The sequence below is a fragment of the Serratia rhizosphaerae genome, from assembly GCF_009817885.1.
Lineage (GTDB): Bacteria > Pseudomonadota > Gammaproteobacteria > Enterobacterales > Enterobacteriaceae > Serratia_B > Serratia_B rhizosphaerae.
The window spans coordinates 2,789,162-2,812,412 of the sequence record NZ_CP041764.1; the positions used below are offsets into that span (position 1 = coordinate 2,789,162).

Below are 23,251 nucleotides of genomic sequence, written 5' to 3' on the forward strand. Positions count from 1 at the left end.
TTTATTTGTCCAGTTTAAAGCCTTGTTGCTGAATGGCGGGAAGCACATTCGGGAAATAGATATGCTGGTAATAGCTGGCGGTGTTGCGGCTCCAGTCGTCGCCGTCCGCGCGGCCGGTCTGCTGCCAGTAGTCGCTCAGCGTCTGGTTATAGGCCTTGATGGCGTCCGGCAGATTTTCGCGCTGATAGCGTTCTTCATGGCGGAAACTGTCGATCGGCAGGCGCGGTTTCTGCTGTGCGCCCTGATCGACATGGCCGATCACCAGCCCGGCGACCGGGAAGGTCAGCTCCGGCAGCTGCAGCAGTTCAATCAGCGCCTGAGGGTCGCGGCGGATGCCGCCGATCGGCACGATGCCCAGCCCGTGCGAACGGGCGGCGGTCATCAGCGCGCCCAGCGCGATGCCGACGTCGGTGCTGCCGGAGAGCAGGCTCTCAATGCTCTGGTGCGCGGTTTGCTGCTGGCCGCCCATGGCGATGCCCAGCCGGGTTTTGTGCATATCCAGCACCACGGTGATAAACACCGGCGCTTTGGCGATCCACGCCTGCCCGCCGGCAATCTCGGCGATGCGCGCACGCTGGGCAGGGTCGCGGGTGACAACCAGCGAAACCTGCTGGGAGTTGACCGACGTCGGCGCCAGATGGGCGGCGGCGATAATGCTGTCGAGCACCTCATCGGCGATCGGCTGGTCGAGATAGCTGCGCTCGCTGCGATGCGACGTCAGCAGGTCAATGGTCTGGTTCATGGTCATGCTGCCTTATCCGGTTTTGCTTCTGGTCAGCATTGCGCCGTCGTCCGTGCCTTAACGGGCCGGAGAAAACGAAGATTGCCGAGAAGAAGAGGGTGCGTTTCAGATTGACGACGAGGCGACGGCTTGCCTAAACCTATAGGGAAGATGGCGCCCGCTAATTTGTAGGGACTATTGTCAGCGACGCCCGGCGGCTTAACAATGCACATTTCTGCCTGGTATTTGCCTATTCCTACAAAGCTCTGTAGAAATAAGCGCTGTTTTATTACTATTTGTGAGGCGTAATTCTTAACCAAATCGGAGGCGGGATGAGCGACATTGACGAGCTTCGGTACCGGATGGCGCAGCAGGCGGCGCGCTTTGCCGTGGGTAACGGCTATACGCCGTCGCCGGTGCCGCAGGTAAACATTCTGTATGCTGACCGGCATTATCCGCGCCAGCCGGTGATGTATGACCCCAGTATTGTCATCATTTTTCAGGGGCACAAGGTCGGCTTCTGCGGCAGCAAGGTGTTCCGTTACGATCCGCGCAACTATCTGCTGATGACGCTGCCGCTGCCGTTTGAGTGCGAAACCTTCGCCAGTCCTGAGCAGCCGCTGGTGGGGATCTCGGTGCGCATTGATACCCAGATGCTGCAGGATCTGCTGATCGATATCGGCGATGACGACTATCTGACGGCGCCGCACGGCGAGAGCAGCGGCATCAACTGCGCATCGTTGCATGACGAGATGCTGTGCGCCACCGAGCGGCTGCTGGACGTGATGAGCAAGCCGCTGGATGCGCGGGTGCTGGGGCCGCAGATCGTGCGTGAAATTCTCTATTACGTGCTGTGTGGCCACAGCGGCGCCTCGCTGCAGGAGTTGGTCAGCCGGCATACGCACTTCAGCCAGATCGCCAAGGCGCTGCGGCGTATTGAAAAGCAGTATGCGGAGAGCCTGAGCGTCGAGGCGCTGGCCAGCGAGGTGAATATGAGCGTGTCGGCGTTCCACCATAACTTTAAGGCGGTGACCAACACCTCGCCGCTGCAGTACGTGAAATCCTACCGTCTGCATAAGGCGCGGCTGCTGATGCTGCACGACGGTCTGAAGGCCAGTACGGCGGCGATGCGGGTGGGCTATGAGAGCGCCTCGCAGTTCAGCCGTGAGTTTAAGCGTTTCTTCGGTGTGACGCCGAGCGATGAAGTGGCGCGGGTGCGGGATAACTACGCCGCCTGACGGCCGGCTGCGCGGCCGTCAGGCGAGGTTCAGGAGGCCTGACGTTTTTTACGCCAAATCACCAGCATGGCGCCGAGCAGCCCGAACACCAGCAGCGCCAGCGGCAGGATCATCAGGCCGGCCATCACCTGGTCTTCATAGCGTTTGACGAGGGGGATTTGGCTGAAGGCGTAACCCAGGCCGACCACCGACACCACCCACAGCAGGGCGCTCAGCCAGTTGAAAAACTGAAAGCGCATATTGCTCAGGCCGGAGATGCCCGCCATGGTGGGCAGCAGCGTGCGGACAAACGCCAGAAAGCGTCCGACCAGCAGCGCCGTCAGACCGTGACGGTGAAACAGCACGTGTGCGCGCTGGTGGTACTGCGCGGGCAGTTGCAGCAGCCATCCCTTGACCAGATTGGTATGCCCCAGCCAGCGCCCCTGCAGATAGCTGAGCCAGCAGCCGAGGCTGGCGGCCAGCGTCAGAATAATCAGGGTCGGTACGAAGGACATCACGCCTTTGGCGATTAAGGCGCCCGCCAGCAGCAGCAGGCTGTCGCCGGGCAGAAAAGACGCCGGCAGCAGTCCGTTTTCCAAAAACAGGGTGATAAAAAGCACCGCATAAACCACCCAAATCACGCTGGGATCGGCCAGAGCCGTAAAATCCTGTTGCCAAAGCGCGTGAACAATCTCTTTCAATACATCCATTTTCTGTCCCGTTGCGCCAGGTTCACCTTACGAAGCAAATATGATGGTGATTAGTGTACCTCTATTAGCGTAACCGGACATTAAATGACGCATAGAAATATGCTTGCGATGGATAATTTTCCCCATTGTCTGCCCGATTTTTATCGGTTGCCGGTCAATCAGCCGGCCTGCAGGCGCGCAAAACCCGCTGCCAGATCGTCGATCAGGTCTTGCACGTTCTCCAGACCGATATGCAGCCGCACCAGCGTGCCGGAAAAGTCGACGCCGCCGGCCGGACGGATCGCCTCCAGTTCCTCCGGCTGATTCGCCAGGATCAGGGATTCATAGCCGCCCCAGGAGTAGGCCATGGTGAAATGGCTGAAGTGGTCGAGATAGTCGGCCAGCTGCGCCTCGCTCAGGCGCTGTTTCAGGATAAAGGAGAACAGCCCGTTACAGCCGCTGAAATCGCGCTGATAGAATTCATGCCCTTTACATTCAGGCAGCGCCGGATGGTTGACGCGGGCGACTTCCGGCCGCTCGGCCAGCCAGCGGGCGACGGCGATGCTGCTCTGTTCATGTTGTTTAAGCCGTACGTTCAGCGTGCGCAGGCCGCGGCCTGCCATATAGGCGGTATCGGCATCCACCATCTGGCCCATCAGGTAGGAGTACTCACGCAGCTGGTCCCAGCAGCGGGCGTTGGCAACCGCGGTGCCGAGCATGTAATCGGAGTGGCCGATAATGTATTTGGTGCCGGCCTGAATGGAAATATCAATGTCGAACTCCAGCGCCTTGAACAGCACGCCGGCGGCCCAGGTATTGTCGATCATAATGACAATCTCCGGGTTTACCGCACGCACGGCGCGCACGATGGCCGGAATATCCTGCACTTCCAGCGTGATTGAGCCAGGCGACTCCAGAAACACCACGCGGGTGTTCGGCTGGATCAGCTCGGCGATGGCCTCGCCAATCAGCGGGTCAAAATAGGTGGTGGCGATATTCATCCGGCCCAGAATATGCGTGCAGAAATCCTGCGTCGGCTCATACACGGAACCGGTCATCAGCACGTGGTCGCCGGCGCTGACGAACGACAGGATGGCGTTGGAGACCGCGGCGGCGCCGCAGGGGTAAAGAACGCAGCCGGCGCCGCCCTCCAGCTCGGTCATCGCCTCCTGGAAGGCAAAATGGGTCAGGGTGCCGCGGCGGCCGTAAAACAGTTCGCCATGGGCGCGCTGTGCCGTGGCGTATTTTTTATCGGCCACGGTGTCGAACACCAGCGAAGAGGCGCGTTGCGTCACCGGGTTGACCGCGCCGTGGGTATAGCGTTTGCTGCGGCCGGCGCCGATCAGCGCGGTATCGAGATTTTTGGACGTCATACGGCTTACCTGCGGGTTGTTCACTGCGAAAAGTTGATGCGTATTACGGTAGCATGTCGATAAATAGCCATCCAGACGTTTTTACTTCTGTGATTAAAAGTGACGGTTATTCACTGCCTTCGCGCTACCGCAAGGTGGAATACGCTGTGCTAACGGCGAAAAAAAGCCCGTTTATCGGCAAACGGGCAAACAGGCAACGTGAAAAAGGCGGCAGAGACGCCGTTCAGCCGCCCATTACGCCAAACAGATGCGGCAACCACAGCGAAATGGCGGGGATATAGGTAATCAGCAGCAGCACCATAAACAGCACGCAGTAAAACGGCAGCATGGTTTTGACCACCGCCTCGATTTTCTGCTTGCTGACCGCGCTGGCGACGAACAGCACCGAGCCGACCGGCGGAGTGATCAGGCCAATACCCAGGTTCACCATCATGATCATGCCGAAATGCACCGGATCGATGCCCAGCGCGTTGGTCACCGGCAGCAGCACCGGCGTGAGGATCAGAATCAGCGGCGCCATATCCATCAGCGTGCCGAGCGCCAGCAGCATGATGTTGATGCAGATCAGAATGACGTATTTGTTCTGCGAAATGGCGGTGAAGAACTCGGTGATGCGCAGCGGCAGCTGCATATAGGTCATCACCGCGCCGAAGCAGGCAGCGAAGCCGATCAGGATCATCACGATGGTGACGGTCTTGATGGTGCGGTACATCAGGTTGGGCAGTTCGGACCAGCGATAGTCGCGGTAAATAAACATGGTGACGAAGAACGCCCACAGGCAGGCAACCGCCGCGGACTCGGTGGCGGTAAAAATGCCGGACATGATGCCGCCCATGATGATCACCACGGTCATCAGACCCCACAGCGTGTCGAGGCAGATTTTCAGCGCCTGACGCAGCGGTATGACTTCCCCTTTCGGGTAGCCGCGCTTGTGGGCGAAAGCGACGCACATCACCATCAGCGAGACGCACAGCAGCAGCCCCGGCAGGATGCCGGCGACGAACAGTGAGGCGATCGACACCGTACCGCCGGCGGCCAGCGAATAGATCACCGCGTTATGGCTTGGCGGGATCAAAATCGCCTGCACCGAACCGCTGGCGGTGACCGAGGCGGCGTAGTCGCGCGGGTAACCCTTTTTCTCCATTTCCGGCACCATCACCGAGCCTATCGACGCGGTATCCGCCACCGAAGAGCCGGAAATAGCGCCGAAGAAGGTGGAGGCGACGATATTGACCAGCGACAGGCCGCCGCGTACAAAGCCGACGAAGATATAGGCGAAACTGACCAGCCGGCGGGCGATGCCGCCTTCCGCCATAATGGCGCCGGCCAGGATAAAGAACGGGATAGCCAGCAGGGAGAACTTGTTGACGCCGCTGGTCATCTGGATCATCAGCGCTTCCAGCGGCAGGTCGATCCACAGCGCGCCGGCGATGGCGCTCAGCCCCACGGCGTAGGCCACCGGCACGCCGATGGCCAGCAGCAGGGCGAGAGAAGCAAGCAGGATAAAGGCGTCCATAGCACGGGCTCCGTCAGGTATTGCCGAGCATCACCACCGGGCGGTGGTGCTGCGGGCCGAAGAGTAGCCGCTCAATCACGAACAGCAGGGTGACGGCCGAGCCCAGCGGCAGCGGCAGGTAGGCCTGGCCGGCGCTCAGCAGCGGGAATTCCGCCATCGGCTGCTGCCACAGCTGGCTGCACAGGCCGTAGCCGTAATAAAGAATAAACAGGCTAATCACCGTCATCAGCAGGTCCGCCAGCCGGCCGCACAGACGCTGCCAGACCGGCGGCAGACGGTCGGTCAGCATATTGACGGCGATATGCGCGCCGGCGCGGTAGCTGACGGCGGCGCCGATAAAGGTAAAGGTCACCATGCACAAGATGGCGATCGGCTCCGGCCAGGCGGCGCCCTCATTGAGCACGTAGCGGCTGAAGATGCCGACCGGTATGACGGCGACCATCACCAGCAGCGCCGCGCCGGCCAGCCACATGGCGATACGGTACAGCAGATCCATTGCCTGATGATAAGCATGTGCCATAACCAACCTCCGAGAAAACGGGAAAAAGAGCGGGTTACTGCACCGCGTTGATGCGGTCGATCAGCGCCTGATGCGCCTTGCCGTACTGGTCGCGCACCGGCTGGGTCATCTTATAGAACGCCTCACGATCGATCTCATGGAACTGCACGCCGCCGGCCTTCATTTTTTCCAGCGCCTGCTGGTTATAGGCGGCCCACAGGGTGCGCTGCTCGGCCTGCGCCTCTTTCGCCAGTTTGAGGATTAGCTGCTGGTCTTCCGGGGTCAGCTTGTCCCATTTGACTTTGGAATAGAGAAACAGCTCAGGAATAATAAAGTGGCGGCTCAGGGTGTAGTTTTTGGTTACCGGCAGATAGTTGTGGGCGATAAAGGTCGGCGGGTTGTTTTCCGCGCCGTCGATAACGCCGGTCTGCAGGCCGCTGAACACTTCGCTGACGCCCATACTGACGGCGTTGGCGCCCATGGCTTTCAGCGTTGCCAGCGCGATTGGGCTGCCCTGAACGCGGATTTTCATCCCCTGCAGATCCTGCGGCTTCACCACCGGTTTTTTGGTGATCAGATTGCGGGTGCCGGAATCCATCCAGCCTAGGAACACCAGCCGTGAGGCCGGGTCGTTGGTGATTTTATCGCCGATCTCCTTGCCGATTTCACCGTCCAGCACCTTATGCAGATGCGCCTCGTCGCGGAAGATGTACGGCAGGGTGAACACATCGATCTCCGGTAAAATCGCCGCTACCGGCGCCATGGATACGCGGATAACGTCAATGGCGCCGATCTGCGCCTGCTCGATCATCTGCTTTTCGTCGCCGAGCATGCCGCCGGGGAAGGTTTTCAGCTCCAGCCGGCCCTGCGTGGCGGTTTTCAGCTTGTCTCCCATATGCTGCACCGCCACGACGTTGGGGTAACCTTCCGGGTGGACGTCGGCGGCTTTGATTGGTTGCGCCAGTGCGGCCTGGCTGCACAGCAATGTGCAGAGGGAGAGGCACAAACCTGATAGGGCGTGGGGCAGTTTCATCGCGGATCTCCAGAGTGTCGGGCATCGGGGTTATTGTTGTTCATCATCCCAGGCACGCAGCGTGAACAGAAAGGGGCGCGTCAGGCCGGGTTCGCGCTGCGTCAGTACAAAAGATAAACACAGTTGAAACCTGCTTGCTACATAATTGAAAAGCTGTTTTAAAAATAATTGATCGCCATCACTGTGATGACGTAAAAGCCGTCGTGTTTCGTGATGAGGTTAAAAAAACGGCTGAACGGTGACGGGTTTGTTGGCGTTTGACTGGGTAAATGTTACACAGCGGCGTCTGATAAAGCTGCGGCTGGCGCGGGTTAACGGTTTTTTGGACTAGGGATGCGTTATTGAGTAAATAATAATGATAACTACTATCAATCCGTGATTTGTTTGATATGATCGCACGCTGAATTCTCGTTTAATTTTGATCGGTAATGGTTGGAGGCGCAGCGTGAAAACGGCTGGCAAGACTATGAATCAAAGAGCCCGCGGCGCTGGCCGGGGACAGTGGGGCGCCGTATTCGGGCGCGGTTTGATCGCGTCCATGGTGCTGGTGGCCGGGCTGGCCGGCAGCGCGCAGGCCGCGCCGGAAACTCAGCCGGCCGCTACCGAGAGCGCCTCTGCGCCGGCAACGCCGGCTCCGGCGAGCGCCGCGCCGCAGTCAGTGACGCCGGTCAACCCGGCGCCGACCGTCCAGCCGCCGGAAACGCGCGGTATGGACTTGTCCGTCTGGGGCATGTATCAGCACGCCGATGCGGTGGTGAAAACCGTAATGATCGGCCTGGTGCTGGCATCGATCATCACCTGGACCATTCTGTTTGCCAAAGGCAGCGAACTGACGCGCGCCAAGCGTCGCCTGCGCCGTGAGCATCAGCAGCTGGCCGAGGCCCGCTCGCTGGATGAAGCCAGCCAGATGGCCCAAGGCTTCCAGCCGGAGAGCATCAGCGCCGTACTGCTGAATGACGCGCAGAACGAGCTGGAGCTGTCGGCGGAATCCAACGACAACAACGGCATTAAAGAGCGCGCCGGCTTCCGCTTTGAACGCCGGGTGGCGGCCTACGGGCGTCAGCTGGGCAAGGGCAACGGCTTCCTGGCCACCATCGGTGCGATCTCGCCGTTTGTCGGCCTGTTCGGCACCGTTTGGGGCATTATGAACAGCTTTATCGGCATCGCGCACTCGCAGACCACCAACCTGGCGGTGGTCGCACCGGGCATCGCAGAAGCGCTGCTGGCTACCGCGCTGGGCCTGGTTGCCGCCATCCCGGCGGTGGTGATTTACAACATCTTCGCCCGCGTGATCGGCGGCCACCGTGCGCAGGTTGGCGACGTGGCGGCGCAGGTGCTGCTGCTGCTGAGCCGTGACCTGGATCTGGCGGCGACGGCGGAAGCCAAACGCGCACAGCACGCACACCAGCTGCGGGCGGGGTGATCTATGGCGATGCGCTTAAATGAAGATCTGGACGACAGCGGCGAACTGCACGAAATCAACGTAACGCCGTTTATCGACGTTATGCTGGTGCTGTTGATCATCTTTATGGTGGCGGCGCCTCTGGCTACGGTGGATATCCGTGTCGACTTGCCGGCTTCGACGGCCAAGCCGCAGCCGCGTCCGGAAAAACCGGTATTCCTGTCGGTGAAGGCTGACAAACAGCTGTACGTCGGCGACCAGCCGGTGACGGCGGAGCAGCTGACCTCGGTACTGGACAGCCGCACCCAGTCCAACAAGGAAACCACCATTTTCTTCCAGGCGGACAAGAGTGTGGATTACGCCACGCTGATGAGCGTGATGGATACGCTGCGCAACGCCGGCTACCTGAAGGTGGGGCTGGTGGGGATGGAAGGGGCTGCCAAGTAACTTCCTGAGAAAGCGTAAAAGGCCGGGCATTGCCCGGCCTTTCTTTTATCTGCTATCTGCGGCGCTCAGCCGCGCGCATGCGCCGCCGCGCGGGCGACCTGTTCATCGCTCGGCCGCACGCCGGTGTACAGAACAAACTGCTCCAGCGCCTGCAGCGCAATCACTTCCGCGCCGGTAATCACCGCTTTACCCTGCTGGCGGGCGTGGCGAATCAGCGGCGTTTCCGCCGGCAGCGCCACCACGTCAAACACCCGCTCGGCGACGGCGATACAGCCCGGCTCAAAGGCCAGCTGCTGCGCTTCGGCGCCGCCCGCCATGCCGATCGGCGTGACGTTAATCAGCATCTGCGGCTGCAGGCTACCCATCTCTGCTTGCCACTCATAACCGTATTGCTGCGCCAGCGCCCGGCCGGCGGCCTCATTGCGCGCGATAATATGTCCGTTACGCAGGCCGGCGTCGCGCAGCGCGGCGGTCACCGCTTTGGCCATGCCGCCGCTGCCGCGCAGGGCGAACGAGGTGTCCGGCGACACCTGGTGCTGCGCCAGCAGTTTGGCGACGGCAATGTAGTCGGTGTTATAGGCACGCAGAAAGCCGCCGTCGTTGACGATGGTGTTGACCGAATCGATGGCCGTGGCGGACGGATCCAGCTCATCCAGGAACGGGATGCAGCTCTCTTTGAACGGCATGGATACCGCGCAGCCGCGGATGCCCAGCGCGCGTACGCCGCCGACCGCCGCCTGAATATCGTTGGTGGTGAACGCCTTGTAGATGAAGTTCAGCCCCAGCGCCTGATACAGGTAATTGTGGAAGCGGGTGCCGAAGTTGCCGGGACGGCCGGCCAGCGACATGCACAGCTGGGTATCTTTATTAATGTTTTGCGGCATGGAGCGCTCCTTGGTAATTAGCGTTGGCCGAGCAGCGCCAGCGAGCCGGCGTGGCGCCAGTGAATGCTGCCGGGCAGGTAGAGGGCGTTGTGTTCCGGCGGCCGTTCGTCGATCAACTGCGTCACCAGATCAAAACTGTGTTGCGCCAGTCCGCGGCAGTCTTGCGCCACGGTGTCGATTTTCAGCGTCATGCAGTCGAACAGGTAGTGGTCGTCAAAGCTGCACAGGTGGATATCGCTGTCCATCAGCTGATGCTGGGTGAGGTAACGGAGCACCCCCTCCAGCAGGCCGCAGGCGGCGGTAAACAGCGCCTTCGGCGGACGGCCGAGGCGTGCGCACAGGCCGGCGATCATTTCATAGCCGGAACTGGGGTGATAGTTGCCGCTGATTATCCATGCGTCCCGGGCGCTGACGCCGGCGTTTTCCAGGCCCTGGCGGAAACCGGCCAGGCGATCGCGCGTCGGCGACAGGCGCGGCTGGCCGCCGAGAAAATAGAACTCGTCGGGATGCTGTCGGGCGACCGTCTCCACCAGCTGCGCGGTCGATGACACCGAGTCGGTGATCACCAGCGGCAGCGACGAGCCGTTAATGACCCGGTCCATCTGCACCACCGGCAGGCTGGCGTTAATCTTCTGGTATTCCGCATCGTTCAACTGGCTGGAGGCGACGATCAGCCCGTCGACCTGGCGCTGTACCAGATTGTTCACCGCCATCATCTCCTGCGCCGGGTTTTCATCCGAGCAGGCAATCAACAGCTGCAAACCGGCTTCGCGGCACAGGGTTTCCAGTTCGCGGGCGATAACCGCAAAGCCGTAGTTGGTCATTTCCGGCACCACCAATCCCAGCGTATGGCTGCGGGTAGAGCGCAGCGAGCGGGCGTGAATGCTGGGTTGGTAGTGGTGCTCGTTAGCCAGCGCCAAAATACGATCGCGGGTATCGTCAGAGACGCGGTATTGCTTGCTGCGGCCATTAAGCACCAGGCTGGCGGTCGATTTCGACACGCCTGCCAGCCCGGCAATATCACTGATGGTTATGCGTTTATTCTTTTTCACTAACGGCATCTATGTTCATCGTAGGATGCCTTATTCTAACATGCATGGCCGCAGCGGCCAGTATTGCAGCGCCAGCGGCGCGTCGCCGTGCAGTTGCAGGATCGGCGGCTCGCCGGGGAAGTAGCGCGAGCTCATCACCGCTTCGCCCTGGTTGATAAAAATCTCCACGCTGGAGCGGTCGAACAGCAATTGCAGTTCCCTGAGTTCGCCGCGCCAATAGCGGTGTTCCGGCGCGCCGCTGCGCAGGTTATTGCGCGTCAGCGTCAAACGCTCGCCGTCCCACGTCAGCTGCATGGCGTCACCGAAGCCGGCGCGGAACGGGCCGTGCGGCGTTAGCCGCAGTTCGGCGCTGTCAATCGCCAGCGGCGGCGCATCGTCAGCCGCACCCTGCCAGCGGCTGAGTTCCCCGCGCAGCTGCTGCAGTTCGGCGACCGGCTGCTGATACAGTTTGCCGTCACGCAGCGCAAGCTCGCGCAGGCAGGTCATGGTGTGCAGCCAGCCGTAGCGCGTCGTCGGCTGTTGTTGTTCGTCCTGATCCGGCACGCCCATCCAGCCCACCAGCAGCCGGCGGCCGTCTGCCGCCAGCGTGGTTTGCGGCGCATAAAACTCGAAGCCGGCGTCCAGTTCGTGAAACTCGCCGTGGCTGAAGCGCGCCGTCGAGTAATCCAGCTCGCCGACGAAGTAGCCGGCCTGATAGACGTTCAGATAGCGCTCCTGCTGCGCCGCCAGCCCCTGCGGGCAGCAGATCAGCACGTCGCGCTGGGCAAGAGGGAACAGATCCGGACACTCCCACATATAGCCGAAGTCGCCCAGGCCGTTCAGTTGGGAGCCGGCGATCTCCCCCAGCAGCGTCCACTGACGTAAATCATCGGCACGCAGCAGCAGCACCTTGCCGCGATCCTGCAAATCGCGCGCGCCCAGCACCATGTACCAGTGCTGCCCATGGCGCCAGACCTTCGGGTCGCGCACGTGGCCGCTGTAACCGTCGGGCAGCGGCAGCACCGGGCCGAGCTTGCGGTATTCACCGCGCTCATCTTCCTGCGCCAGGCACTGATAGGCGGTGCGCGAACCGTCGGGGAATTTCACATTGCCGGTATAGACCAGCATGATCTTGTCGTCCGTCGCCACCGCCGAGCCGGAGTAGCAGCCGTGGCTGTCGTAACAGGCGTCGGGCAGCAGCGCCACCGGCTGGTGCTGCCAGTGCAGCAGATCGCGGGACTGCCAGTGGCCCCAGCATTTGCGGCTGTGGTCGCAGGCCAGCGGGTTCCACTGATAGAACAGATGGTACACGCCGTTGTGCTGGATAAAGCCGTTGGGGTCGTTGAGCAGCCCGACGCTGGGCGCCAGGTGCCACAGCGGGCGGTGGGGATCCGCGGCGGCGCGCGTCTGGCCCTGCATCAGCGCCAGTGCGGTGTGTTTCATCAGGCTTAACGCGTCCATTATTTATCGTCCGTTTGGTATTTCAGCAGCAGGGAAATGACAAAGGCGCTGCCGAAGGCGATCGCCAGCCCGATGACATAGCTGAGCAGCGCGTTAGCCTGCACGATGGCCATGCCGGGGATAGCGGTCAAACCGACGGCGCTCATGCCGACATGATTGGCGACCACCCAGGCGCCGCCGAGCGCGCCGCCGGCCAGCGCAGCGAGGAAGGGTTTGACAAAGCGCAGGTTGATGCCGAACAGCGCCGCTTCGGTGATGCCGAGCATGGCGGAGAAACCGGAAGGCACGGCGATCGCCTTGATTTTGGCGTCGCGGGTTTTGAAATACACCGCCAGGCAGGCGCCGCCCTGCGCGATATTGGCCATCGACCAGATCGGCAGCAGGAAGTTGACGCCGATATTCGGGTTGCCCAGCAGCCCGGCCTCAATGGCGTGGAAGCTGTGGTGGATGCCGGTGATGACGATCACCGAATACAGACCGCCGAACAGCAGCCCCGCCAGCCAGCCGGCATGGGCGATCAGCGTGCTGAGCAGCAGCGAAATGCCGTCCCCGAGCGCGCGTCCTGCCGGGCCGATAAACAGCATGGCGACAAAACCGGAGATAATCACCGTCAGGAACGGCGTCAGGATCAGGTCGAGTGAGTTGGGGATCACTTTGCGCAGCTGTTTTTCCAGCATGCTCATAAACCACACCGCCAGCAGCACCGGGAATACCGTGCCCTGATAGCCAATCATGGCGATCTCCAGCCCGAAGAAGTTCATGGTGGAGAAGCCTTCGGCCACGCCCCAGGCGTTGGTCAGCGCCGGATGGGTCAGAATACCGCCCAGCGTGGCGCCGAGGTAAGGGTTGCCGCCAAATTCGCGCGCGGCGGTGAAGCCGATCAGGATCGGCAGAATGATAAACGCCGCCGAGCTGAACATATCGAGCATCACAAACAGCGCATTGTCGGGGCTGGCCCAGCCGTAGGTTTTCATCATGCCGAGCAGCCCCATCAGCAGACCGGAGGCGACGATGGCAGGAATGATCGGCACGAAAATATTCGACAGCAGGCGGGCGATGCGCTGCAGCGGGTTAAGTTTTTTCGCCGCGATATCGGCGGCTTCCGCTTTGCTGGATTCATTGACGCCCGCTGCCTTGATAAATTCGGCATGCACCTTGTTCACCAGGCCGGTGCCGAAGATCACCTGAATCTGCCCGGCGTTGCTAAAGCAGCCTTTCACCCCCTCCAGCTGTTCGATGGCGGCTTTATCTATCTTGCTGTCGTCCAGCAGCACCAGGCGCAGACGCGTGGCGCAGTGGGCCGCGCTGGCGATATTGTCTTTGCCGCCGAGTAATGGCAACAGCGCCTGTGCGGTTGCGGTGACGTTCATGTTCTCTCCCGTTTAAATGCTAACAATGCCGGCCGCCGCGCGGCCGGTGGTTCAGAAAAAGTATTTGAATCTGGCGCGCAGGCCGTAGCGTTTGTCGTTATCGCCGTTGGCGATCTTGTTGTCGGCGTCGGCCTCCAGCATGGAGGCGTAGGCGCCGAGATACAGATTAAAGTTCGGCATGTTCATGACGTTGGGGATTTGGTACGACGCATGAATGGTGTGAATGTCATAGCGTCCCGGTTCGCTGAGCGGGTTGTCGATCTGCGCCGTCATGCCGTCGGTGGAAAACTCTTTGATATTGTTATGGGCGTAGATATAGCCCAGCTCGAAGCGGCGCCACAGCACGTTGGCGCCGGCGGAGAAGTCCTGCTCGCCGGCCGCATCCAGATAGGCGGTGCTGAGGTTGGCGACGATGCCGTTTTCGGCGTCGTCCGCCAGACTGTTCCAGCTGAGCGTCATGCCGTAGCCGTTACGCTTGGACTGGTCGACCCACTGACCGCGGGCGTTCTGGTAGCCGTAGGCGTTGTTGACCACGTTGCTTTCCATCGCCAGCGCGGCGCTGAAGCGATCTTTTTTCCAGGCGATAACCGGGCGCAGGTAGGCGACGTTCTTTTTGTTTTCCAGCGTGTTGCCGTGATAGCTGCTCTCTTGGAACAGCGAGGTGCCGTCTTCCACCAGGGTGTTGAGCTCGAAATACCAGTCGCCGGCGTATTTGCTCAGCATCAGGTTGCCGCCGCTGCTGCTGCGCCCGCGCCCCTCTTTCATCATGTAGATATAGCCGAAGCCGTCGGCGTACAGATCGTTGGCGGTGTTGCCGGAATACTCGATAAAGGTGTCCTGGTTGAGCGGGAACATATCGTAGGCTTCAAAACGGCCGATCTTGGCCTGCCAGTCCTGTTCTTTACCGAAGAAGAACGCGGCGTCGTCCAGATTCATTTTGCCGCTCATATCCGCCAGCGGCTGGACGCGGAAGCCGGAGAAGCGGCCGTCCGGGTTGCGGCGGTAGCCGTCCAGCCCGACCAGAATGCGGCCGTTAATATCCCAGCGCTCGTGATCGCCGGGCTTCCAGTTTTTGTTGTCGCGGGTTTTCAACGAGGTGAGCTGGCCGCTGCGGCTGGCGCCGTCGAGATTGAACTCCACATCGCCGTACAGTTTCAGATCGCTGAAATGGGTGAGCTGGAGGCCGGCGGCCGGCGGCGTAGCGTCCTCCTGCACTGCGGAGCTGCGCTTCGCCAGCTGTGTGCTTTGCTGCTCGACGTGCGCGGTGCGCTGCTCCAGGCTCCGGGCCTGCCGTTCGGCATGTTCGGTGCGTTGTTCCAGGCGCTGGGCTTGCCGTTCGGCGGCGGCGGCGCGTTTTTCGGCCTGCGTGGCCCGCAGTTCCGCCTGTTGCAGGCGCTGCTCCAGTGCGTTGAGGCGGGCCTCAATACTGTCGTTGGCGGCCAGCGCCGGGCCGGCGATGAATAATCCTGTCGTTACAGCCAGATAGCGTAGGTTTTTCATGGGTTCTATCATCCAGAAAGGTCATTATTATTGTTTGCTAAATTGCTAAATTGCTAAACCGGTTTTTCTGGCGGAAAGATAATCGAGAAATGGAGAGGATGGCAATGAAGTTGGCTAACCCGATTCAGCTATTGTGATCGAGCGCGCATTTATCACGGGATGCGGGGCGGGCGAGTGCCCACCCCGCGATCGTCAGGCGGGTTGCAACAGAAAAGCGGCCAGTTCAGCGGCGTGCGGCAGGGCGGTCATTGCCCCTTTAGCGGTGGTCGCCAGCGCGCCGCAGGCCTGCGCCTGGGCAATAACTGCCGGCCATTCGTCTGCCTGCGGCAGGCGGCCGAGTGCGGACAGCGCGGCCAGCAAACCGGCCACGAAGGCGTCGCCGGCGCCGGTGGTGTCCACCGGCACTACCGGCGTAGCGGGGAAGTGGCGCAGTTCACGGCCGTCATGGACGCAAACGCCGTCTCCGCCCTGCGTCACCAACAGCAGACGCAGGGGGAAGTGGGCGAGCACCCAGTCGACAGCGGCGTCCATCTCGTTGAGGTTGCTGATAAAAAACAGTTCATCCAGTGAGATTTTCACCACGTCGGCCAGCAGCAGCGCCTGCATCAGGCAGGGGCGCAGTTCTTCCGGCTGTCGCCAGACGTCTGCACGGATATTGGGGTCAAAACTGACCCAGCCGCCGGCGGCGCGGATGGCGGCCATGGCCGCCATCGTGGTGCTGCGGCTTGGCTCCTGCGACAGGGCGATCGAACAGACGTGCAGCCATTCGCCGGCTTGAAAGACCGGCAGATCGGCAGGCTGTAAAAACAGGTCGGCGCTGGGGGTGACCATAAAGGTGAAGGAGCGCTCGCCGTCACTGGCCAGATCCACCACCACGGTTGAGGTATGGTGCTCAGCATCTGCGAACATCCGGGCGGTATCCACCCCTTCATTGCTCAGCACCTGGCGGAGAAATGCGCCGAAACTGTCGTCGCCGACGCGGCCGATAAAGCCGCTGTCGCCGCCCAGGCGGGCGATGCCGACGGCAACATTGGCCGGTGCGCCGCCGGGGCACTTAAGATAACTGTTTGAATTTTCAGGAACCAGATCGACAACGGCGTCTCCCAGAACCCAGACACGGTTTGCCATGTTTTACCCCGCTATTGCTGTGGCTGATGGCGAGCTAAAATAGAAGAACCGGTTTAGCTATGCAACAGAAAAAATCGATGCCGTGCCGGAACGCCCGGAGAGAGGTGAGTCGGCGGGGCGGTGAACGGCGTGCGTAAGGGCAGTCGGGCGACGTTCAATCAGTTTGCTGTTCGCCGTAAGGATGAAAATAAAATGTGTTATCTCTACGATAATTAAGAAAGAGAGAGGTTAATTAAATAATTATTTATTATTAATAAGGTTTTTTTTGTAAATGATATCAATTATTGTCGTCTGCCTTTCACATTGTCTCGCTCTTCTCTGTTTAGTTTTCCTATGGCGTGCCGGCTAATTATCACTAATAGATTTGCTGTCAGGAAATACGTGGATTAGGCATTATCCTGCCTCTTCTTTGAGTATTTTCTTTAAATTAATTGGGTGGATTCTTGTTTGTGACATTGGCCATTTTTTTTACCGCTCACCCGCATGAAATCCGCACGCTGATTGGCTATCATCCCCTTGCTGACCCTTCAGGCTGATAGGTATGGGGCGTTTTCGTGCCGTGATGGCCATTCGCCGGCCGCTGTTTGTCTGAATGAATGGAAGAATGACATTGGTCAGGTAGCTAATGGTTATTTAAGGATGATGGAATGAAAAAATCAGCATTGCTCGGCGCTATCGTTGTCGCTTTATCTACGCTTATGCCGGCGCAGGCAGAACGTCACACCGTGATTTTTGATTATGCGCGCGCTCAGCTTGATAATTTCAGCGACCTGGACGGCATTAATATTAAATATCGTTATGAGTGGGGGTCGGTCCTGAGTCTGATGAGCTCTTTCACCGCGCTGGGTGGCGATAACCACAGCGTGAACGGCGGTAAAACCGAGCTGAATTATTATGCCTACAGCGTAGGCCCGGCCTACTACCTGAACCGTTATATGGTGATTTACGGGCTGGTGGGCCTGAACCACAGCAACGTGAAAAACGCTGCCGCCTGGGCAACGGAGCAGAATTACGGCAGAACGCGCGGCAGCCGCGGCGCCAGCTCCAGTTCGGCCTTTGCCTACGGCGCCGGCCTGATGTTTACCCTCAGGGAAAATATTGTGCTGGACGTAGGTTATGAAGGATCGCAGATCGATATCGGCGGCTTGAACCGCGACGTGAATCTGTTCACCGTCGGCGTCGGCTACCGTTTCTGAGCGTGAGCTCGGCGAGAAGCGTGAAGACTCAGGGCTGGCCCATCAGCGGATCGCTGATGCTGTGGCGGCCGTTCTCGAGTCGTCCGGCCAACCGGCGTAACCAGCCTCGTCCATCCGTCACGCTAATATCATACCAACCGCCGCTGGCGCTGACGTTGAGTGGCAGCACGTGTGTTGCGCCGGCGGCCAGCGAGATGCGTTGTGCCTCCCGGCTGCCGTAGGGGCAGCGCGCCAGCGTAATCTCTTGCGGCTGCGGGCCGGGGTTCAGCAGGGCCAGACGGAGGCGCATGCTGTCCGGTACGCTCTCCAGCCGTACTTCCGCCTGCGAGCGCTGCAGGTTGCCGCGCAGCGCACGGTGGAAACCGTTTGGCCCCAGCAGCCACAGATCGTAATCCTCCGTAATGTGCCAGTCGTCGCTCAGCGATTTACCCGCTTCCACGGTAAAGCGGCGCGGTATCTCATCCAGGCTCAGCCGGTCGTAAACGTGGAATACCGTCCCCTGACTGCCGTTATTGATCATATTCAGCGTCAGTAACTGCTGACGAGGGTAGCCGTTTGCTTCCACCTGCAGCTGGTAGGGCAGCGCGCGCGACGGGCGGGCCTGACGTTTTTGCTGTGGTAGCCGTTGCTGTTCGGCGGCGGGCAGCGGCACCTGCGGCAATTTTTCTTGCCGCCGACGCATCGCGTCGGCGGCGTGGCGGGTGGTGGTGTGCAGCGCCGGCAGTTTTTCATTGTTGGGATCGATAAAATTAAAGGCCGAGGTCAGGTCGCCGCAGACCGCCCGTCGCCAGTCGCTGATATTGGGTTCATGCACCTGGAAACGTTTTTCCAGAAATTGCAGCACGGAGGTGTGGTCGAAGGACTGGGAATTGACCCAGCCGCCGCGGCTCCATGGCGACAGTACCAGCATCGGCACCCGCGGACCGGGGCCGTAAATGCCGGCGTCCGGCGGCGGCTGATCCGTGCTGCCCGGCGGCGCCGGGTGCTGGAAGATTTCCGTTTCAAAAGGCACGGTGGATTTACCGGCGAAGCTGCCGTCGCTGCGCAGCGACGGCGCCGACGGAGAAGGCATATGATCGAAAAAGCCGTCGTTTTCATCGTAGGTGACAAACAGCACGGTTTTACTCCACACTTCCGGCCGTTCGGTTAATGCATTAAGCACTTCCTGAGTAAACCATCCGCCCTGTACCGGGCTGGAAGGGTCGGGGTGTTCGGAGTAGGCCGCCGGCGCGATCAGCCAGCTTACCTGCGGCAGTTTGCCCTGCTGTACGTCGTTGCGGAACCCGGCCAGCATCGCCTCCAGATCGCCGCCGCCGGCCGGCAGGGTGTTGCCATTGCCTTTATACAGCGGTGCGATGGCGTTGATCTGTTCACTGTACGGTACAAAATCCGTGAACTCTTTCGGGGGGTTGGCCGGATTGCCGGCCTTGATGCTGGCCGCGCGGTACTGGCGGAAACCGGCCAGCGGATTATCGCCGAAGTTATCCGGCAGGTATTGATAGACCTTCCAACTGACGCCGCTTTCTTCCAGACGCTCAGGGTAGGTTTTCCAGCGGTAGCCTTTGTCCTCGCTGCCGGGGTGATCCCACTCATTGACCACCACGGCGCTGTTATCCGGGCCGGGACCGTTGCTGCCGGTCCACAGGAAGAGTCGGTTAGGGTTGGTGCCGGCGTGCATTGAACAGTGATAGGCATCGCACAGCGTAAAAGCGTTAGCCAGCGCGAACTGAAACGGCAGCTCCGGCTCGCGGTAATAGCCCATCGACGTTGGCGTTTTGTGGCTGGGCCAGGCGCTCATACGGCCGCTGTCCCAGGCGGCGTGCGCGTCAGGCCAGGTGTGCGGAGTTCCGCTGACGCGCTGGGCGTTGCCGCGTTGCGCATCCAGATGATAGGGCAGCACCAGCCGCTCCGTTCCTTGCTGCTGCCACACGCTGCGGTTGTCCGGCAGCGGAATGGTAAAGCGGTCGCTAAAGCCGCGGACGCCGGGCAGCGTGCCAAAGTAGTGGTCGAAGGCGCGGTTTTCCTGCATCAGAATCACCACATGCTCCACATCCTGAATGCTGCCGGTCCGGTTGTTGGCGGGGATCGCCAGCGCTTTGCGAATCGAGGCCGGCAGCAGCGAAAATGCCGAACCGACGGCCGCCGCCTGTAACAGTTTTCTGCGCGAAAAGGTGGGCATGCGTCAGTAGACTCCCTGCAGGTGAAGGACTGGCGGCATGAACAACGTCGCCGTTGACTATCGGTGGTAAGTTTAGCTTATCTGCTTATTAATAAAGGGAAATGTTGTTTTTTTTACAGTATTGTGACGGTGCGTGGCCGCGCACCGTGTTGAGCGGGCAGTTAAAACGGCGCCAGCGTCTCCGGGTTGACCGGTTGCGCCTTGCCGTCGGACAGCATTACGATGCGCCTGGCGCTGCGGATGGTTTCCGGGCGATGGGCGATGATGATGCGGGTGATCGCCATATTGCGAATGGCGTCGTTGATGCGCATTTCCCTTTCTACATCCAGGTGGCTGGAGGCCTCATCCAGCACCAGTATCGATGGATTACGGTACAGCGCTCGCGCCAGCAGCACGCGCTGATTCTGCCCACCGGACAACGATGAACCCATATCACCCACCAGACTTTGATAGGTCATCGGCATTTTCATGATGTCATCATGGATTTGCGCAATTTTAGCCGCCTGTTCGATGCGTTCCTGATCGGCTTCCTGACTGAAGAAACAGATATTATCGGCGATCGAGCCGGCAAACAGGATGTCGTCCTGCATCACGCAGCCGATGCGTTCGCGGTATTGGTACAGCCCGACGTCCTGAATATCGACGCCGTCGATCAGAATACGGCCGGAGACCGGCTGGAGCAGCCCCAGCAGCAGCTTGGCCAGCGTGGTTTTGCCTTGGCCGGACGGCCCGATCAGCGCGACCGATTCCCCAGATCCAATTTCGAACGAGCAGCCATCCAGGATCATCGGTTCGGTCTCGGCATAGCGGAACGACACGTTATCCAGCGTGATCGTCGGTGGCTGAGACGAGACGGTGCCAGGACTTTCCGCCTCGTGACGGCCATCTTTTTCCTGCTCGGTCAGCACGATATCCGCCAGACGTTCGCCGTGCAGCCGCAGCATGCGAAAATCGATCCAGGCGTCCACCAGGCCAGATCCGCGTGAGATGAACTGGTCGGCGAATGACATAAAGCCTATCAGCATACCGGCGGAGAAGTTGCCGTCCAGCACCTGCAGCGCAGCCAGCCAGACCAGCGCGATACGACCGATGCTGGCGATAATGCCGTGGATGGTGCTGAAGCCGATGCTCAGGCGCTGCACGACGATATTCTTGTTGGTGGTTTCTACCAGCGCATTGGCGTAGCTGCTGACGCGGATATCCTGCCGGTTATTCAACTTCAGGGTTTTGGCGCCGCGCACCGATTCCAGCAGAATCGACTGCGCCTTGGCGGCGGTGATGATGTGGTCTTCGTTGGCGTTGCGAAACGGGCGATAGGCAATCCAGCGGATGGCGGCATACAGCAGGAACTGAAGCACCACCACCGCGGTGAGCATTCTGTTATAGGTGAACAGCACGCCGAGCGTGACGATCGCCATGATGCCGTCCAGCACCGAGCTGATAAAGCGCGTCGTCAGCGTCTCTTGAATGGTGCTGACCGAACCGAAGCGGGAGATGATATCGCCCACGTGGCGCGATTCGAAAAACGACAGCGGCAGCCCCAGCAGATGCGAGCAAACGTTGGTGGTCCACTGTACATTCAGCAGGCTGGAGAACCAGGTCATCACCCAGGAGCGCAGGGCGGTGATCAGGTTTTGGAACAGGAAGACGAAAATAAAGCCGACGCTCAGCAGCGTCAGCAGATCGCGGTCGTCGGAGACCAGCACCTGGTCCATCACCCACTGCATATAGAACGGCGTAATAACGCCGAACACCTCCAGCGCCACGGACAGCATTAATATCTGAGTTAACGCGGCGCTGATGCCGGTGACGCTGCCGATCAGGCGGAACATCGACAGCGACTGTTTTTCCACCGCCGGCTTGAACGATGCGGACGGCAACAGCTCCAGCGCCACGCCGGTAAAGCAGCTGGACACCTCCTTCATTGACACCACGCGCACCCCGCTGGCGGGGTCGTGAATGACGATGGCGTTTTTCTTGACCTTCTTCAGCACCACAAAGTGGTTCAGGTTCCAGTGCAGAATGCAGGGACGGCGCAGCTTGTCCAGCTCTTCGATCTCCAGACGCAGTGCGCGTCCGGCCATACCCAGGCTGCCGGCGACGCGCATCACGTCCGCCAGCGTGGCGCCTTTCATTGAGGTGGAGAAGCGACGACGCAGGCTGATCATGTCGATGTTGTATTTATAGTAATTCACCACCATCGCGACGCAGGCCAGGCCGCATTCGGCCGCCTGCGACTGCTGGATCACCGGCAGCCGTCGGCCGAAGCCGAAGTGAAGGTTCTTTAAAAATTCCATTGGAAAAATATGACTCCCTGTTAAAAAGCGCAGTAATTACAAGCGGTGGCCCAAAGCGTAGAGAGGCTCAAATACCCACTCGATGATCCGTCGCTTTTCAATCAAAAAATCTGCTTCCAGCTTGATGCCCGAGCGCAGCGCAACGTCCTTGCCGTACAGGTTGATGGATTGTTTGTCGAGTTCGACCACCACCTGATACAGCCGCTCGTGCACGTTTGGGTCGCCGGTGATGGCCATCACTTCCTGCGGAGAGAGCGCAGCGGTCGACACCTCGATCACCCGCCCGCGCTGGACGCCGAATTTTTGATAGGGGTAGGCTTCATAGCGCAACATCACCTGTTGCCCCGGATTGATAAAGCCGATGGCGCGGCTGCCGACCATAACTCTGGCCTGCAGCCGGCTGCCTTGCGGCAGGATGTAGAGCAGCGGCTGGCCGTTAGCGACCACCTGGCCCTGTTTGACCAGCGTGGCGCCGATGGTGCCGGTTTCCGTCGCCTTGATGTAAACGGCGCGGTGCGACTCGTTCTCCGCCAGGGAGCGGTCCACATCCGCTTGACTGCGGTCGATTTCATTTTGCCGCTTGGAGAGGGCCAGCGGCAGCTCCCGCAGCTGCTGACGCAGGGCGATAATTTTCTGCTCCAGATCCATCACCAGCCGATCGGCATCCTGCAGCCGGGCACCGACTTCCAGCACGGTGTTCTGCTGTTCATCAATTTGCTGATTAGAGGCGAAGCCCTGGTTGCGCATTTGCTGCAGCTTATGCAGCTGATTGCTGGCCAGGTTCAATTGCTGCTGACGCTTGGCCTGCTGTTTTTTCAACAGCACAACCTGCGACTCCAGAGAAGCGAGCTGTTTTTTCAGACCGCCCATGGTTTCGGCATGCAGGCGGTATTCGCTTTCCCGTTCGGACTGCAGCCGTTCATTTTGCAGCGTCAGCTGATCGTGCACGAACTGGCGGGTTTGCCCCATGGCGGTAGACAGCTCCGAGGAAATGGTCATCAGCACGCTGTCCTGCTCGACCTCGCTGCCTTTTTCCACCTGCATGTCGGTGATGGTGCCGGAAACCGGCGCGGTAATGTTGTAAATGCCTTTGCTGGGCAACAGGTTACCTGTCGCGGTCTCTTTCTTGGTGTAGCTGCCAAACACGATAAACAAGACGATCAGCGTCACCAGGCAGCTCGCCAGGGAGATAACCAGCCAGCGATACGGCGGCGAATAGAGGGAAACGGTCCCCATGACCTTATTGTTATTGGCATCCAGCGCTTCCTGGCGAAAAAGTGACTGTGTCATCCTGAATCCTGGCGAAAA

The 23,251-nt window shown here is 60.1% G+C and carries 19 protein-coding genes; 4 read left to right on the plus strand and 15 right to left on the minus strand.

Annotation, left to right across the window (positions count from 1 at the left end; translation table 11 throughout):
- Position 1 precedes the first annotated feature (1 nt).
- A complete protein-coding gene (locus tag FO014_RS13005) occupies positions 2-742 on the minus strand; it encodes an NADPH-dependent oxidoreductase (protein ID WP_160029816.1) in 741 nt (246 codons plus the stop codon).
- Between the two features lie 311 nt (positions 743-1,053).
- On the opposite strand from FO014_RS13005, the gene FO014_RS13010 reads away from it, so the two are divergent.
- Positions 1,054-1,959: an AraC family transcriptional regulator gene (locus FO014_RS13010; RefSeq protein WP_160029817.1), complete on the plus strand. Its 906-nt coding sequence runs from the start codon at positions 1,054-1,056 to the stop codon at positions 1,957-1,959.
- A 29-nt stretch (positions 1,960-1,988) separates the two neighbouring features.
- Here the strand turns inward: FO014_RS13010 and FO014_RS13015 are convergent, their stop codons facing one another.
- The 5 genes from FO014_RS13015 to FO014_RS13035 all read right to left on the minus strand — a co-directional run bounded on the left by FO014_RS13015 (position 1,989) and on the right by FO014_RS13035 (position 7,048).
- Complete coding sequence (locus tag FO014_RS13015) at positions 1,989-2,648, minus strand: DedA family protein (protein WP_105232645.1); 660 nt, start codon at positions 2,646-2,648, stop codon at positions 1,989-1,991.
- Between the two features lie 158 nt (positions 2,649-2,806).
- Complete coding sequence (metC, locus tag FO014_RS13020) at positions 2,807-4,000, minus strand: cystathionine beta-lyase (protein WP_160029818.1); 1,194 nt, start codon at positions 3,998-4,000, stop codon at positions 2,807-2,809.
- Positions 4,001-4,223: 223 nt separating this feature from the next.
- Entirely contained in the window at positions 4,224-5,516 is a 1,293-nt protein-coding gene (locus FO014_RS13025; RefSeq protein WP_105232643.1) for a TRAP transporter large permease, read from the minus strand.
- 13 nt (positions 5,517-5,529) lie between these two features.
- A complete protein-coding gene (locus FO014_RS13030) occupies positions 5,530-6,036 on the minus strand; it encodes a TRAP transporter small permease (RefSeq protein WP_105232642.1) in 507 nt (168 codons plus the stop codon).
- Between the two features lie 34 nt (positions 6,037-6,070).
- A complete protein-coding gene (locus tag FO014_RS13035) occupies positions 6,071-7,048 on the minus strand; it encodes a TRAP transporter substrate-binding protein (protein WP_160029819.1) in 978 nt (325 codons plus the stop codon).
- A 445-nt stretch (positions 7,049-7,493) separates the two neighbouring features.
- Here FO014_RS13035 and exbB point away from each other — a divergent pair, with 445 nt between their 5' ends.
- Together exbB and exbD are read left to right on the plus strand one after the other, a co-directional pair.
- Positions 7,494-8,471 carry a tol-pal system-associated acyl-CoA thioesterase gene (gene exbB, locus FO014_RS13040; RefSeq protein WP_105232640.1) on the plus strand — a complete coding sequence of 326 codons (978 nt, stop codon included), beginning with the start codon at positions 7,494-7,496 and terminating at the stop codon, positions 8,469-8,471.
- A gap of 3 nt (positions 8,472-8,474) precedes the next feature.
- Entirely contained in the window at positions 8,475-8,897 is a 423-nt protein-coding gene (gene exbD, locus FO014_RS13045) for a TonB system transport protein ExbD (RefSeq protein WP_105232639.1), read from the plus strand.
- 65 nt (positions 8,898-8,962) lie between these two features.
- On the opposite strand, the gene FO014_RS13050 is transcribed toward exbD, so the two are convergent.
- The 6 genes from FO014_RS13050 to FO014_RS13075 form a co-directional block, all read right to left on the minus strand.
- Positions 8,963-9,781, minus strand: coding sequence for a shikimate 5-dehydrogenase (locus FO014_RS13050; RefSeq protein ID WP_160029820.1), 819 nt, complete (start codon positions 9,779-9,781; stop codon positions 8,963-8,965).
- 17 nt (positions 9,782-9,798) lie between these two features.
- On the minus strand, positions 9,799-10,842 hold the full coding sequence (locus FO014_RS13055; RefSeq protein ID WP_105232637.1) for a substrate-binding domain-containing protein: 1,044 nt from the start codon (positions 10,840-10,842) through the stop codon (positions 9,799-9,801).
- Between the two features lie 21 nt (positions 10,843-10,863).
- Complete coding sequence (locus FO014_RS13060; protein WP_160029821.1) at positions 10,864-12,273, minus strand: sucrose-6-phosphate hydrolase; 1,410 nt, start codon at positions 12,271-12,273, stop codon at positions 10,864-10,866.
- Positions 12,273-13,643: a sucrose-specific PTS transporter subunit IIBC gene (locus FO014_RS13065; protein ID WP_105232635.1), complete on the minus strand. Its 1,371-nt coding sequence runs from the start codon at positions 13,641-13,643 to the stop codon at positions 12,273-12,275. The genes FO014_RS13060 and FO014_RS13065 overlap by 1 nt, the downstream gene beginning before the upstream one ends.
- A gap of 51 nt (positions 13,644-13,694) precedes the next feature.
- On the minus strand, positions 13,695-15,143 hold the full coding sequence (locus FO014_RS13070) for a carbohydrate porin (RefSeq protein WP_160029822.1): 1,449 nt from the start codon (positions 15,141-15,143) through the stop codon (positions 13,695-13,697).
- Between the two features lie 192 nt (positions 15,144-15,335).
- A complete protein-coding gene (locus FO014_RS13075; protein WP_160029823.1) occupies positions 15,336-16,271 on the minus strand; it encodes an aminoimidazole riboside kinase in 936 nt (311 codons plus the stop codon).
- Between the two features lie 647 nt (positions 16,272-16,918).
- Here FO014_RS13075 and FO014_RS13080 point away from each other — a divergent pair.
- Positions 16,919-17,467: an Ail/Lom family outer membrane beta-barrel protein gene (locus tag FO014_RS13080; RefSeq protein ID WP_160029824.1), complete on the plus strand. Its 549-nt coding sequence runs from the start codon at positions 16,919-16,921 to the stop codon at positions 17,465-17,467.
- Between the two features lie 28 nt (positions 17,468-17,495).
- Here FO014_RS13080 and FO014_RS13085 read toward each other — a convergent pair whose 3' ends face one another.
- From FO014_RS13085 to FO014_RS13095, 3 genes are all read right to left on the minus strand, one after another.
- Positions 17,496-19,646, minus strand: coding sequence for a phosphocholine-specific phospholipase C (locus FO014_RS13085; protein ID WP_160029825.1), 2,151 nt, complete (start codon positions 19,644-19,646; stop codon positions 17,496-17,498).
- Positions 19,647-19,807: 161 nt separating this feature from the next.
- Complete coding sequence (locus FO014_RS13090; RefSeq protein WP_160029826.1) at positions 19,808-21,943, minus strand: peptidase domain-containing ABC transporter; 2,136 nt, start codon at positions 21,941-21,943, stop codon at positions 19,808-19,810.
- A gap of 36 nt (positions 21,944-21,979) precedes the next feature.
- The gene (locus FO014_RS13095; protein ID WP_160029827.1) at positions 21,980-23,233 is read right to left on the minus strand and encodes an HlyD family secretion protein; all 1,254 of its coding nucleotides are present in this window, start codon (positions 23,231-23,233) and stop codon (positions 21,980-21,982) included.
- Positions 23,234-23,251: the final 18 nt, after the last annotated feature.

What these genes read in the sequence shown, in the direction of transcription:
- FO014_RS13095 (WP_160029827.1), bottom strand. Translation starts at nt 23,233, where the DNA reads ATGACACAGTCACTTTTTCGCCAGGAAGCGCTGGATGCCAATAACAAT.
- metC (WP_160029818.1), bottom strand. Translation starts at nt 4,000, where the DNA reads ATGACGTCCAAAAATCTCGATACCGCGCTGATCGGCGCCGGCCGCAGC.
- FO014_RS13015 (WP_105232645.1), bottom strand. Translation starts at nt 2,648, where the DNA reads ATGGATGTATTGAAAGAGATTGTTCACGCGCTTTGGCAACAGGATTTT.
- FO014_RS13090 (WP_160029826.1), bottom strand. Translation starts at nt 21,943, where the DNA reads ATGGAATTTTTAAAGAACCTTCACTTCGGCTTCGGCCGACGGCTGCCG.
- FO014_RS13030 (WP_105232642.1), bottom strand. Translation starts at nt 6,036, where the DNA reads ATGGCACATGCTTATCATCAGGCAATGGATCTGCTGTACCGTATCGCC.
- FO014_RS13075 (WP_160029823.1), bottom strand. Translation starts at nt 16,271, where the DNA reads ATGGCAAACCGTGTCTGGGTTCTGGGAGACGCCGTTGTCGATCTGGTT.
- FO014_RS13070 (WP_160029822.1), bottom strand. Translation starts at nt 15,143, where the DNA reads ATGAAAAACCTACGCTATCTGGCTGTAACGACAGGATTATTCATCGCC.
- FO014_RS13010 (WP_160029817.1), top strand. Translation starts at nt 1,054, where the DNA reads ATGAGCGACATTGACGAGCTTCGGTACCGGATGGCGCAGCAGGCGGCG.
- FO014_RS13065 (WP_105232635.1), bottom strand. Translation starts at nt 13,643, where the DNA reads ATGAACGTCACCGCAACCGCACAGGCGCTGTTGCCATTACTCGGCGGC.
- FO014_RS13055 (WP_105232637.1), bottom strand. Translation starts at nt 10,842, where the DNA reads ATGCCGTTAGTGAAAAAGAATAAACGCATAACCATCAGTGATATTGCC.
- FO014_RS13060 (WP_160029821.1), bottom strand. Translation starts at nt 12,273, where the DNA reads ATGGACGCGTTAAGCCTGATGAAACACACCGCACTGGCGCTGATGCAG.
- FO014_RS13035 (WP_160029819.1), bottom strand. Translation starts at nt 7,048, where the DNA reads ATGAAACTGCCCCACGCCCTATCAGGTTTGTGCCTCTCCCTCTGCACA.
- exbD (WP_105232639.1), top strand. Translation starts at nt 8,475, where the DNA reads ATGGCGATGCGCTTAAATGAAGATCTGGACGACAGCGGCGAACTGCAC.
- FO014_RS13005 (WP_160029816.1), bottom strand. Translation starts at nt 742, where the DNA reads ATGAACCAGACCATTGACCTGCTGACGTCGCATCGCAGCGAGCGCAGC.
- FO014_RS13085 (WP_160029825.1), bottom strand. Translation starts at nt 19,646, where the DNA reads ATGCCCACCTTTTCGCGCAGAAAACTGTTACAGGCGGCGGCCGTCGGT.
- FO014_RS13050 (WP_160029820.1), bottom strand. Translation starts at nt 9,781, where the DNA reads ATGCCGCAAAACATTAATAAAGATACCCAGCTGTGCATGTCGCTGGCC.
- FO014_RS13080 (WP_160029824.1), top strand. Translation starts at nt 16,919, where the DNA reads ATGAAAAAATCAGCATTGCTCGGCGCTATCGTTGTCGCTTTATCTACG.
- FO014_RS13025 (WP_105232643.1), bottom strand. Translation starts at nt 5,516, where the DNA reads ATGGACGCCTTTATCCTGCTTGCTTCTCTCGCCCTGCTGCTGGCCATC.